Consider the following 11,356-nt stretch of genomic DNA (forward strand, 5'->3'; position numbering starts at 1 on the left):
CCGCGGCACCGTGCCGCCTGCCTTCCAACGTGACCAACCCCGTTCGCCCCAGCAGCCACTAGTTGCGGCGGAGGTTGGCCTTCTTGAGCAGACTTTCGTACTGGTGGCTGACCAGATGCGCCTGCACCTGGGCGGTAAAGTCCATCACCACCACCACGATGATCAGCAGCGAGGTGCCGCCGAAGTAGAACGGCACGTGCCAGTAGTTCTGCATGAACGTCGGCACCAGGCACACCAGCACCAGGTAGATCGCGCCCACGCCGGTCAGCCTGGTCATCACGCCGTCGATGTACTCGCCGGTCGCCCGGCCCGGACGGATGCCCGGGATCAGCGCACCCGACCGCTTGAGGTTGTCGGCCGTTTCCTGCGAGTTGAAGACGATCGCCGTGTAGAAGAAGGCGAACACGATCACCAGCACTGCGTAGATGATCTCGTACAGCGGCTGGCCCGGGGCGATCGCCTGGGTCAGACCCTGCAGCCAGCGCGACTGGTGACCGGCGCCGAACCAGCTCACCGCGGTGGCCGGGAACATCAGCAGACTCGAAGCGAAGATCGGCGGAATCACGCCCGACATGTTGATCTTCAGCGGCAGGTGCGAGGTCTGGTTCATGTACGCCCGCTGGCCACCGGAGCGACGCGCGTAGTTCACGGTGATGCGCCGCTGGGCGCGCTCCATGAACACCACGAACGCCGTGACCGCCAACACCAGGCCCACCACCATGATCAGGCGCAGCACCGACAGTTCGCCGTTGCTGGCCATCCCCAGGGTGCTGGACACCGCGCCGGGCAGGCCCGCCACGATGCCGGCGAAGATCAGCAGCGAAATGCCGTTGCCGATGCCACGCTCGGTGATCTGCTCGCCAAGCCACATCAGGAACATCGAACCGGCGGTGAGGCCGACCACCGACGCCAGGATGAAGCCGAAGCCCGGGGTGTACACCACCGGCGCTCCACCCGCGGCCGTCTGCGTCTGCAGCGCCGCGGCGATGCCGAATGCCTGGAACGCGGACAGGCCCACCGTGCCGAAGCGGGTGTACATGGTCATCGTGCGACGACCGGCCTCGCCTTCCTTGCGCAGCTGCTGCAGGCTCGGCACCACCGAACCCATCATCTGCACCACGATCGAGGCGGAGATGTACGGCACCACGCCGAGCGCGAACACCGAGAAGCGCTGCAGCGAGCCGCCGGAGAACATGTTGAACATGTTCAGCAGGCCGCCACCGCCCTGGATCAGGCGCGTCATGGCTTCCGGGTTGACGCCCGGCACCGGAATGAACGAGCCGAGGCGGAAGACGACCAGCGCACCGATCACGAAGAAGATGCGCTGGCGGAGTTCCGTCAGCTTGCCGAGCGCGCCGAGCGCATTGCCCTGGGCTTGCGCCACCGTCTTACTCCACGCTGCCGCCGGCAGCCTCGATGGCCGCCTTGGCACCGGCCGTGGCGAGCACGCCGGAGAGCTTGACCGCACGGCCGATTTCGCCCTTGGCGACGACCTTGATCTTCTTCGCCTTGCTGTCCACCAGGCCGGCCTGGTGCAGCGCGATCGGATCGATCACGTCGGCCTTCAGGTTAGCGAGCTGGTACAGGAAGACTTCCTGGCTCTCGGCCTTCTTCTTGGAGCGGAAGCCGACCTTGGGCAGGCGACGCTGTAGCGGCATCTGGCCGCCTTCGAAGCCGAACTTGTGGGTGCCGCCGGCGCGGGCGTGCTGACCCTTGTGGCCGCGGCCGGCAGTCTTGCCCAGGCCCGAGCCGATACCGCGACCGACGCGCAGGCGCGTCTTGCGCGCACCGGCAGCCGGCTTGATGTCGTTGAGACGCATGATGATTACTCCTCGACCCGGACCAGGTAGTAGACCGTGTTGATCAGGCCACGCACCTGCGGGCTGTCCTTCAGTTCACGGACGTCGTTGAGCTTGTTCAGGCCCAGCGCCTTGACGCTCAGGCGGTGACGCCCCTGCACGCCGCGCAGGCCCTTGACCAGGCGCACGCGCACGGTGGCGGCGGTGTCGTTGTTCTTAGCCATTGCCCATCACCTCTTCCACGGTCTTGCCACGCTTGGCGGCGATGCGCTTCGGCGAGGCGATCGCCTGCAGACCCTTGATGGTGGCGCGCACCAGGTTGATCGGGTTGCGCGAACCGACCGCCTTGGCCAGCACGTTCTTGACGCCGACCACTTCGAGCACGGCGCGCATGGCACCGCCGGCGATCACGCCGGTACCTTCGGAAGCCGGCTGCATGAACACGCGAGCCGCACCGTGGTTGGCCTTGATGGCGTACCACAGGGTGCCGTTGTTCAGGTCGATGCTCACCATGTTGCGACGGGCGCGGTCCATGGCCTTGGAGATGGCGACCGGCACTTCACGCGCCTTGCCATAGCCGAAGCCGACCTTGCCCTCGCCGTCGCCGACGACGGTCAGCGCGGTGAAGCTCATCTGGCGGCCGCCCTTGACGGTCTTGGCCACGCGGTTGACGGCGATCAGCTTTTCGAGCAGGCCGTCGGAATTTTCGCGATCGGTAGAAGACATTGTTCGATTCCGTGTGCCCGGACCATCCGGGACTTTTGCTTGCGGCTTGGCCGCTTGTTGTTGTGCTTGCTAAGGACCGGGAACCTGGGCTCCCGGTTCCATCAGAACTTCAGGCCGGCTTCGCGCGCCGCATCTGCGAGTGCCTTGATGCGACCGTGGTAGCGGAAACCGGAGCGGTCGAAGGCGACCGACTCGATGCCGGCGGCGAGCGCACGCTCGGCGACCGCCTTGCCCACCGCCGCAGCGGCGGCCAGGTTCTTGGTGCCCTTCAGGCCCTCGGCCACCGACTTCTGCACGGTGGAAGCGGCCGCCACCACCTTGTCGCCGGAGGCGTCGAACACCTGCGCGTACAGGTGCTGGCCGGTGCGGTGCACCGACAGGCGCGCCACGGCGAGCTTGCGGATGTGGGCGCGCGTGGACTTGGCGCGGCGCAGGCGGGATTCGTTCTTGTTCATCTGTCTGTTCCTCGAAAGCGGATCGGCTTGTGTGAGTGACTACCCTGCTCTTCTGAAGAGTGCGGCCATGAATGGCCGCTTCCACACGCAGGGACTGCGTATCAACCCACTTACGCCTTCTTGGCTTCCTTCAGGGTGATCTTCTCGCCGGCATAGCGCACGCCCTTGCCCTTGTAGGGCTCCGGCGGACGGAACGCGCGGATCTTGGCGGCAACCTCGCCGACGCGCTGCTTGTCCGAGCCCTTGATCAGGATCTCGGTCTGCGACGGCGTCTCCAGCGTGATGCCCTCCGGCGCGTTGAACACGACCGGGTGCGAGAAGCCCAGGCTCAGGTTCAGCGCCTTGCCGGCCATCGAGGCGCGGTAACCCACGCCGACCAGCTCGAGCTTGCGCTCGTAGCCCTCGGACACGCCCTTGATCATGTTGGCCAGCAGCGCACGCGCGGTACCGCCGAACTTGTCGTCGGCGCCGTCGGCGAGGGCGATGTTGGCAACGCCGTCATTCACGGCCACGGAAACGCCCGGCAGTGCATGCACCGACAGCGTGCCCTTCGGGCCCTTGACGGAGATGCCGCTGGCGTCGGACTTCAGTTCCACGCCCTTGGGCAGGTTGATCGGTTTCTTGGCAACGCGGGACATGGGAACTCCTTACGCCACTTGGCCGATGACTTCGCCGCCCAGGCCCTTGGCGCGGGCCTGCGCATCGGTCATCAGACCGGCGGAAGTCGAGATGATCGAGATACCCATGCCGCCGAGCACCTTCGGCAGCTCGTCCTTGCCGCGGTAGACGCGCAGGCCGGAGCGGGAAACACGGGAAATAGCCTCGATGGCCGGGCGGCCTTCGAAATACTTGAGCTTGATCTCGAGCACCGGCTTGCCTTCCGCATCGGAAGTCTTGGCGTCGAGGATGTAGCCCTCGTTCTTGAGGAGGTTGGCGATCGCCAACTTCAGCTTCGACGACGGCATGCTTACGGCCTGCTTGCCCGTGAGCTGGGCATTGCGGATGCGCGTAAACAGATCGGCGATGGGATCAGTCATGCTCATGAAAACATCCTTCAGAGTGCACCGATATCCGATAAAACCGGAAATCAATCAGATTGTGAGCTGACAAAAAGCAGCCAGCCTGCGTTGCGCAGACCGACGACTATAGCAGCTATTTCCACTTTTAGCGAACGTCGGCGCGATTTATGCACCGGGCGGCCATCAGGCCGCCTGCGAAGCGACGGACACCGAAGCGCCCGTCACCTGGAGACTTACCAGCTAGCCTTGCGCAGGCCCGGCACGTCGCCGCGCATGGTCGCTTCGCGCAGCTTGTTGCGGCCCAGGCCGAACTTGCGATAGACACCACGCGGACGACCGGACAGCTCGCAGCGATTGCGCTGGCGCACCGGGCTGGCGTCGCGCGGCAGCTTCTGCAGCTTGGACTGGGCGTCCATCTTCTCGTCGTACGAGGCGTTCGGGTTCAGCACGATCGCCTTCAGTTCGGCGCGCTTGGCGGCGTACTTCTTGACGAGCTTGGTCCGCTTGATGTCGCGGTTGACCATCGAGGTCTTTGCCATTGCGTTTCTCTCGCTCTTAAGTTCGGCGCGATCAGTTGCGGAACGGGAAGCTGAACGCTTCCAGCAGCGCCTTCGCTTCTTCGTCGGTCTTGGCGGTGGTGGTGATGGAGATATCCATGCCACGCATCGCGTCGATCGCGTCGAAGTCGATTTCCGGGAAGATGATCTGTTCCTTGATGCCGAAGTTGTAGTTGCCACGGCCATCGAAGGCGCGACCGGACACGCCGCGGAAGTCGCGGGTACGCGGCAGCGAGATGTTGATCAGGCGATCCAGGAACTCCCACATGTTGGCGCGGCGCAGGGTGACCTTGCAGCCGATCGGCCAGCCGTCGCGGATCTTGAACGAGGCCACGGACACGCGCGCCTTGGTCGTGATCGGCTTCTGACCGGCGATCTTGGTCATGTCGGCGACGGCATTCTCGAGGATCTTCTTGTTGCCGGCAGCCTCGCCCACACCCATGTTCAGGGTGATCTTGGTGATGCGCGGAACCTGCATCACGTTCTCGTAGCCGAAACGCTCGGTGAGCTTCGGAACGACCTGTTCTTTGTAAAAGCTTTCAAGGCGCGTCATGACATTTGTTCCTTACACGTCCAGCTGTTCGCCACTGGAGCGGAACACGCGGACCTTGCGCCCATCCTCGAGCGTCTTGGTACCCACGCGCTCGCCCTTGCCGGTGGCATGGTTGAACGGCTGCACATTGGAGATGTGGATCGAGGCCTCGCGCTCGACGATGCCGCCGGCCTGGTTGGCCTGCGGATTCGGCTTGGTGTGGCGCTTGACGATGTTCACGTTGGAGACGAACACGCGGTCGCCGTCCACGCGCAGCACGTCGCCGCGCTGGCCCTTGTTCTTGCCGGCGATCACGAGGACCTGATCACCCTTGCGGATACGGTTCATGGTTCTAATCTCCGCTCAAAGCACTTCGGGCGCGAGGGAGACGATCTTCATGAACTTCTCGCCGCGCAGCTCGCGCGTGACCGGCCCGAAGATGCGGGTGCCGATCGGCTCGAGCTTGTTGTTGAGGAGCACCGCTGCATTGCCGTCGAAACGGATCAGCGAGCCATCGGGGCGGCGCACGCCCTTGGCGGTACGCACCACCACGGCGTTGTAGACCTCGCCCTTCTTCACCTTGCCGCGCGGAATCGCATCCTTCACGGTGACCTTGATCACGTCACCGATCGCGGCGTAACGGCGGTGCGAGCCGCCGAGCACCTTGATGCACATCAGTTCCTTGGCGCCGCTGTTGTCGGCCGCGGAAAGCGTGCTCTGCATCTGGATCATGTCTGCACCCTCCTCAGACGGCCGCGCGCGTGACGATTTCGACCACGCGGTGATGCTTGGTCTTGGACAGCGGACGGCACTCGGCGATGCGCACCAGGTCGCCCTCGTTCGCACCGATGTCGTCCTGCGCGTGCAGCTTGGTCGACCGGCGGATGATCTTGCCCAGCAGGCCGTGCTGCACCTGGCGCTCGATCAGGACGGTGACCGTCTTGTTCATCTTGTTGCTGATGACGCGACCCTCGAGGGTGCGCGCCCCGCTCTTGGCAGCGGTGTTCTGGTTGTCGCTCATGTCGGCGGTCCCTTACTTCTTCGTGCCGAGCACGAACTTCGTGCGGGCGATGTCGCGCCGGACGCGGCGCAGCTGATGCGGCTGGCTGAGCTGGCCGGTGCCCTTCTGCATGCGCAGGTTGAACTGCTCCTTGCGCAGGTCCAGCAGGTGCTGCTTCAGCTCGTCGGCCGACTTGGTGTTCAGATCGTTGGTGGCCATCACATCACCGCCCGGGTCACGAATTGGGTCTGCACCGAGAGCTTGGCGGCGGCCAGGCGGAACGCCTCGCGTGCCGTTGCCTCGTCGATACCCTCGATTTCATAGAGCATGCGGCCCGGCTGGATCGGGGCGACCCAGAACTCGACGCCGCCCTTGCCGGCGCCCATACGCACTTCGATGGGCTTCTTGGTGATCGGCTTGTCCGGGAACACGCGGATCCACAGCTTGCCGCCACGCTTGACGAAACGGGTGATGCAACGACGGGCCGCCTCGATCTGGCGCGCGGTCAGCGCGCCGTGGGTGGTCGCCTTCAGGCCGTACTCGCCAAAGCTGACGAGGTTCGAGCACTGGGCCAGGCCATCGTTGCGGCCCTTGAACTGCTTGCGGTATTTGGTTCGCTTCGGTTGCAACATGGCAACTCTCCTTACTTCGCCGTCCGCTCGCGGCGGCCTTCACCGCCCTCGCGACGCGATTCACGACGACCCTCGCCACCTTCGCGGCGCGGCTGCGACTGCTCGTCCTTCGACTCGGCCGACGCGGCCGCCAGATCGAAGATCTCGCCCTTGTAGACCCACACCTTGATGCCGATGATGCCGTAGGTGGTCTTCGCCTCGGCAAAACCGTAGTCGATGTCGGCACGCAGGGTGTGCAGCGGCACGCGGCCCTCGCGGCTCCACTCGGAGCGGGCGATCTCGGCGCCGTTCAGACGGCCGGACACGTTGATCTTGATACCCAGGGCGCCCAGGCGCATCGCGTTGCCGACCGCACGCTTCATGGCGCGGCGGAACATGATGCGACGCTCAAGCTGCTGGGCGATCGACTCGGCCACCAGCTGCGCGTCGAGCTCGGGCTTGCGCACTTCGTTGACGTTGATGTGCGCCGGAACGCCCATCATGTCGCTGACTTCCTTGCGCAGCTTCTCGATGTCCTCGCCCTTCTTGCCGATCACCACGCCCGGGCGGGCGGTGTGGATCGTCACGCGGGCGGTCTTGGCCGGACGCTCGATCTGGATCTTGGAGATGCCGGCCTGCGCCAGCTTCTTGCGCAGCATCTCGCGGACCTTAAGGTCAGCCGCGAGGTACTGGGCATACTCGCCCTTGTTGGCGTACCACTTCGAATTCCAGTCCTTGGCGATGCCGAGGCGGATACCGGTGGGATGAACTTTATGACCCATCGTCTTCTGTCCTCTTACTCGCCGACGACCACGGTGATGTGGCTGGTGCGCTTCAGGATGCGCGAACCGCGACCCTTGGCGCGGGCATACATGCGCTTCATCGCCGGACCTTCGTCCACGAAGATGCGCGAGACCTTCAGCTCGTCGACGTCGGCGCCCAAGTTGTTCTCGGCGTTGGCGACGGCCGAGAGCAGCACCTTGCGGACAAGGTGGGCGGCCTTCTTGTTGGTGAACTGGAGCACGTCGCTGGCGCGGCCGACGGGCATGCCGCGGACCAGGTCAGCCACCAGGCGTGCCTTCTGCGCCGAGATGCGGGCGCTGCGCAGGATCGCTTTGGCTTCGGTGCTCATCTTACTTGCCCTTCTTGTCGCCGCCGTGGCCCTTGAAGGTGCGGGTCACCGCGAACTCGCCGAGCTTGTGCCCGACCATGTTCTCGTTGACGAGCACCGGCACGTGCTGGCGACCGTTGTGGATGGCGATGGTCAGGCCCACCATTTCGGGCAGGATCATCGAGCGGCGCGACCAGGTCTTGATCGGACGCTTGTTGTTGGCGGAAACGGCGGCTTCCACCTTCTTTGCGAGGTGCAGGTCGATGAACGGACCTTTCTTTAGGGAGCGCGGCATGATCGTTTCCTGTTACTTGCGACGACGCACGATGAACTGCTGCGTGCGCTTGTTGTTTCGGGTCTTGTAGCCCTTGGTCGGCGTGCCCCACGGGCTGACCGGATGACGGCCGCCGGAGGTACGGCCTTCACCACCGCCGTGCGGATGGTCGACCGGGTTCATCACCACGCCGCGCACGGTCGGGCGGATGCCCTTCCAGCGGTTGGCGCCGGCCTTGCCCAGCTTCTTCAGGCTGTGCTCGGAATTGCCGACTTCGCCGATGGTGGCGCGGCAATCGACCGGCACGCGGCGCATCTCGCCGGAGCGCAGACGCAGCGTGGCGTAACCGGACTCGCGGGCGACCAGCTGCACGGAGGCGCCGGCGCTGCGGGCGATCTGCGCGCCCTTGCCCGCCTTCATCTCGATACAGTGGATGGTCGAACCGACCGGGATGTTGCGCAGCGGCAGGCTGTTGCCGGCCTTGATCGGCGCATCGGAACCGGACACCAGGCGATCGCCCACCACCACGCCCTTCGGAGCGATGATGTAGCGGCGCTCGCCATCGGCGTAGCACAAGAGCGCGATGTGCGCGGTGCGGTTCGGGTCGTACTCGATGCGCTCGACCTTGGCGGCAATGCCTTCCTTGTCGCGCTTGAAGTCGATGATGCGGTAGGCCTGCTTGTGGCCACCACCGCGGTGACGCGTGGTGATGCGACCGTAGTGGTTGCGGCCACCCGTCTTGGACTGCGATTCGGTCAGCGGCGCGTACGGCGCGCCCTTGTGCAGGCCTTCGGTGCGGACGCTGACGGAGTCGCGGCGGCCCGGCGAGGTCGGCTTGTGAGTGATCAGTGCCATCTCAATTCAACTCCTTGAGCTCAGGCCTTGGCCGACACGTCGATGGTCTGGCCATCGGCGAGGCGGACATAGGCCTTGCGCTTGCCCTGGCGGTTGCCAGCGCGGAAACGGAAGGACTTGACCTTGCCCTTGGCGTTGACGAGGTTCACCTGCTCGACCTTGACGTCGAACATCTGCTCCACCGCCGCGCGGACGTCGGCCTTGGTCGCCTCGGGGGCGACCACGAATACGTACTGGTTGTTCTCGGCCAGGCGCGCGGACTTCTCGGAGATGTGCGGCGCACGCAGCGTGTTGAGAATGCGTTCGTTGCTCATGCGAGCCACTCCTCGATCTTCTTCACCGCCTCGGCGGTCAGCACGACGTAGTCGGAGCCGACCAGGCTGACGGGATTGAGCGCCATCACGTCGACCACGTGCAGGTACGGGATGTTGCGCGCGGCCAGGAACAGCGCCTCGTTGGCATCCTCGGAGACCAGCAGCACGCGACCGGAAACCTGCAGCTCGGCCAGCTTGGCGACCATCGCCTTGGTCTTGGCTTCCTCGATGCCGAAGCCGTCGACGACCTTCAGGCGGCCCTGGCGGTTCAGCTCGGACAGGATCGAGCGGATCGCGACGCGGTAGGCCTTGCGGTTGACCTTCTGCTCGAAGCTGCGGGGCTTGGCCGCGAAGGTGACACCGCCGCCGACGAAGATCGGGGCGCGATAGTCGCCGTGACGGGCGCCGCCGCCCTTCTGCTTCTTGAACTTCTTGGTGGTACCCGACATCTCACCGCGCGACAGCTGCGCCTTGGTACCGGCGCGACCGCCGGCCTGGTACGCAACCACCACCTGGTGGATCAGGGCCTGCTTGAGCTCGGCGCCGAACACTTCGTCGGACACGCTGAGCGGCTTGGCGCCAATGACATTCAGTTCCATGGCGTCTCTCCTCAACCCTTGGTGGTCGGGCGGATCACGACGTCGCCACCGGTTGCACCCGGCACCGCGCCCTTGACCGCGATCAGGTGACGCTCGGCGTCGACCTTGACCACTTCCAGACCCTGCTGCGTGCGGTTCACCGCACCCATGTGGCCGGCCATCTTCTTGCCCGGGAACACGCGGCCCGGCGTCTGGCGCTGGCCGATCGAACCCGGCGCGCGGTGCGACAGCGAGTTACCGTGCGTCGCATCGCCCATCGAGAAGTTGTGGCGCTTGATGGTGCCCTGGAAGCCCTTGCCCTTCGAGACGCCTGCGACGTCGACGATCTGGCCGGCCGAGAAGATCTCGTCCGCCTTGATCTCGGCGCCGACGCTGTACTTGCCGAGGTCCTCGGCCGACACGCGGAACTCCCACAGGCCACGACCCGGCTCGACCTTCGCCTTGGCGTAGTGGCCCTTCACCGGCTGGGTCAGCAGCGAGGCGCGCTTGACGCCCGCAGTGACCTGGATCGCGGTGTAACCATCGTTGTCTTCGGTCTTCAGCTGGGTGACGCGGTTCGGGGTCGCTTCAATCAGCGTCACCGGAATCGAGCGTCCGTCTTCAGTGAAGAGCCGGCTCATGCCGCACTTGCGGCCAACCAGTCCGATACTCATCTTCGTATCCTGTCTATCGCTCAGCCGAGCTTGATCTGGACGTCCACGCCAGCGGCGAGGTCAAGCTTCATGAGCGCGTCCACGGTCTTGTCGTTGGGGTCGACGATGTCGAGCACACGCTTGTGGGTGCGCGTTTCGTACTGGTCGCGCGCGTCCTTGTCGACGTGCGGCGAGACCAGGATGGTGTAGCGCTCGATCTTGGTCGGGAGCGGGATGGGGCCGAGCACCGTAGCGCCGGTGCGCTTGGCCGTCTCGACGATCTCGCTGGCCGAGCGGTCGATCAGGCGATGATCGAACGCCTTGAGGCGGATGCGAATCTTCTGGTTCGCCATAAAACCGTGTCCTGTTATCGAAAGAACAGATGCTTGTCTCGAGGTGGCTTCTCACCGCCCCGCACAACCCTTTTTGAAGCTTCCCGACACGCCTTGGCGCATCGGGCGAAAAAGCTAGGCGAGCACAAACGGCTCGCCTAGACGGAAAATTATAAGTCGCGCAACAGACATAGGTCAACAGAATGTCTTCTGCGACCTGGGTGTTCGTTGCGAGGGCCCTCCCGGCCAGCGAACTCGAAGCACGTCCTGCGCCTCATTTCGCGGTATCGGCCCCATACAACACCGGGGCCGTCAACAAGCTGCCAAGTATAGCAGCGACTTTGCGTCCGGCGCCAGCCCATGGCCGATGCCGATGCAAAAGTGGCGGCCTCCGGGAGGCCGCCACTCGTGGTCTTACTTGATGACCTTGGCCACCACGCCGGCGCCGACGGTGCGGCCGCCTTCGCGGATGGCGAAGCGCAGGCCCTCGTCCATCGCGATCGGGTGGATCAGCTCCACCGTCATCTTGATGTTGTCGCC

General features: G+C 64.8%; 22 protein-coding genes and 1 pseudogene. All 23 read right to left on the reverse strand.

Going from position 1 to position 11,356, the window contains the following annotated elements; translation table 11 throughout:
• Positions 1-58 precede the first annotated feature (58 nt).
• Positions 59-1,384 (reverse strand): preprotein translocase subunit SecY, encoded by a 1,326-nt coding sequence (gene secY, locus AAIL17_RS17035; protein WP_424684040.1) that lies wholly within the window; start codon positions 1,382-1,384, stop codon positions 59-61.
• Between the two features lie 4 nt (positions 1,385-1,388).
• Positions 1,389-1,826: a 50S ribosomal protein L15 gene (gene rplO / locus AAIL17_RS17040; RefSeq protein WP_175483825.1), complete on the reverse strand. Its 438-nt coding sequence runs from the start codon at positions 1,824-1,826 to the stop codon at positions 1,389-1,391.
• Positions 1,826-2,023 carry a 50S ribosomal protein L30 gene (rpmD, locus tag AAIL17_RS17045; RefSeq protein WP_209619607.1) on the reverse strand — a complete coding sequence of 66 codons (198 nt, stop codon included), beginning with the start codon at positions 2,021-2,023 and terminating at the stop codon, positions 1,826-1,828. Before rpmD ends, rplO begins: the two co-directional genes overlap by 1 nt.
• Positions 2,016-2,525: a 30S ribosomal protein S5 gene (gene rpsE / locus AAIL17_RS17050; protein ID WP_327477221.1), complete on the reverse strand. Its 510-nt coding sequence runs from the start codon at positions 2,523-2,525 to the stop codon at positions 2,016-2,018. Before rpsE ends, rpmD begins: the two co-directional genes overlap by 8 nt.
• Before the next feature lie 101 nt (positions 2,526-2,626).
• A complete protein-coding gene (gene rplR, locus AAIL17_RS17055) occupies positions 2,627-2,980 on the reverse strand; it encodes a 50S ribosomal protein L18 (protein WP_424684041.1) in 354 nt (117 codons plus the stop codon).
• Between the two features lie 110 nt (positions 2,981-3,090).
• Positions 3,091-3,618, reverse strand: coding sequence for a 50S ribosomal protein L6 (rplF, locus tag AAIL17_RS17060; RefSeq protein ID WP_424684042.1), 528 nt, complete (start codon positions 3,616-3,618; stop codon positions 3,091-3,093).
• A gap of 9 nt (positions 3,619-3,627) precedes the next feature.
• Positions 3,628-4,023 (reverse strand): 30S ribosomal protein S8, encoded by a 396-nt coding sequence (gene rpsH, locus AAIL17_RS17065; protein WP_091340525.1) that lies wholly within the window; start codon positions 4,021-4,023, stop codon positions 3,628-3,630.
• Between the two features lie 209 nt (positions 4,024-4,232).
• A complete protein-coding gene (rpsN, locus tag AAIL17_RS17070; protein WP_091340522.1) occupies positions 4,233-4,538 on the reverse strand; it encodes a 30S ribosomal protein S14 in 306 nt (101 codons plus the stop codon).
• A 31-nt stretch (positions 4,539-4,569) separates the two neighbouring features.
• Entirely contained in the window at positions 4,570-5,109 is a 540-nt protein-coding gene (gene rplE / locus AAIL17_RS17075; protein WP_091340520.1) for a 50S ribosomal protein L5, read from the reverse strand.
• Between the two features lie 12 nt (positions 5,110-5,121).
• Positions 5,122-5,436, reverse strand: a complete 315-nt coding sequence (rplX, locus tag AAIL17_RS17080; RefSeq protein ID WP_424684043.1) for a 50S ribosomal protein L24 — start codon at positions 5,434-5,436, stop codon at positions 5,122-5,124.
• A 15-nt stretch (positions 5,437-5,451) separates the two neighbouring features.
• A complete protein-coding gene (gene rplN, locus AAIL17_RS17085; protein WP_014402147.1) occupies positions 5,452-5,820 on the reverse strand; it encodes a 50S ribosomal protein L14 in 369 nt (122 codons plus the stop codon).
• A 13-nt stretch (positions 5,821-5,833) separates the two neighbouring features.
• Positions 5,834-6,109 (reverse strand): 30S ribosomal protein S17, encoded by a 276-nt coding sequence (rpsQ, locus tag AAIL17_RS17090; RefSeq protein ID WP_424684044.1) that lies wholly within the window; start codon positions 6,107-6,109, stop codon positions 5,834-5,836.
• A gap of 12 nt (positions 6,110-6,121) precedes the next feature.
• A complete protein-coding gene (gene rpmC / locus AAIL17_RS17095; protein ID WP_091340512.1) occupies positions 6,122-6,307 on the reverse strand; it encodes a 50S ribosomal protein L29 in 186 nt (61 codons plus the stop codon).
• Positions 6,307-6,720: a 50S ribosomal protein L16 gene (gene rplP / locus AAIL17_RS17100; RefSeq protein WP_091340510.1), complete on the reverse strand. Its 414-nt coding sequence runs from the start codon at positions 6,718-6,720 to the stop codon at positions 6,307-6,309. Before rplP ends, rpmC begins: the two co-directional genes overlap by 1 nt.
• Before the next feature lie 11 nt (positions 6,721-6,731).
• On the reverse strand, positions 6,732-7,481 hold the full coding sequence (gene rpsC, locus AAIL17_RS17105; RefSeq protein WP_231350962.1) for a 30S ribosomal protein S3: 750 nt from the start codon (positions 7,479-7,481) through the stop codon (positions 6,732-6,734).
• A 14-nt stretch (positions 7,482-7,495) separates the two neighbouring features.
• Positions 7,496-7,831: a 50S ribosomal protein L22 gene (gene rplV, locus AAIL17_RS17110; protein ID WP_181300981.1), complete on the reverse strand. Its 336-nt coding sequence runs from the start codon at positions 7,829-7,831 to the stop codon at positions 7,496-7,498.
• Position 7,832: 1 nt separating this feature from the next.
• Entirely contained in the window at positions 7,833-8,105 is a 273-nt protein-coding gene (rpsS, locus tag AAIL17_RS17115) for a 30S ribosomal protein S19 (protein WP_056001708.1), read from the reverse strand.
• Between the two features lie 12 nt (positions 8,106-8,117).
• On the reverse strand, positions 8,118-8,939 hold the full coding sequence (gene rplB / locus AAIL17_RS17120) for a 50S ribosomal protein L2 (RefSeq protein WP_424684045.1): 822 nt from the start codon (positions 8,937-8,939) through the stop codon (positions 8,118-8,120).
• A 20-nt stretch (positions 8,940-8,959) separates the two neighbouring features.
• Positions 8,960-9,253, reverse strand: a complete 294-nt coding sequence (gene rplW, locus AAIL17_RS17125) for a 50S ribosomal protein L23 (RefSeq protein WP_424684046.1) — start codon at positions 9,251-9,253, stop codon at positions 8,960-8,962.
• The gene (rplD, locus tag AAIL17_RS17130) at positions 9,250-9,852 is read right to left on the reverse strand and encodes a 50S ribosomal protein L4 (protein WP_424684047.1); all 603 of its coding nucleotides are present in this window, start codon (positions 9,850-9,852) and stop codon (positions 9,250-9,252) included. Before rplD ends, rplW begins: the two co-directional genes overlap by 4 nt.
• An 11-nt stretch (positions 9,853-9,863) precedes the next feature.
• Complete coding sequence (gene rplC, locus AAIL17_RS17135; RefSeq protein ID WP_424684048.1) at positions 9,864-10,505, reverse strand: 50S ribosomal protein L3; 642 nt, start codon at positions 10,503-10,505, stop codon at positions 9,864-9,866.
• Positions 10,506-10,525: 20 nt separating this feature from the next.
• The gene (gene rpsJ / locus AAIL17_RS17140) at positions 10,526-10,837 is read right to left on the reverse strand and encodes a 30S ribosomal protein S10 (protein ID WP_014402136.1); all 312 of its coding nucleotides are present in this window, start codon (positions 10,835-10,837) and stop codon (positions 10,526-10,528) included.
• 393 nt (positions 10,838-11,230) lie between these two features.
• A pseudogene (tuf, locus tag AAIL17_RS17145) lies at positions 11,231-11,356 on the reverse strand (elongation factor Tu); the annotation flags it as partial.

This window comes from Frateuria sp. YIM B11624 (assembly GCF_049727805.1).
GTDB lineage: Bacteria > Pseudomonadota > Gammaproteobacteria > Xanthomonadales > Rhodanobacteraceae > Frateuria_A.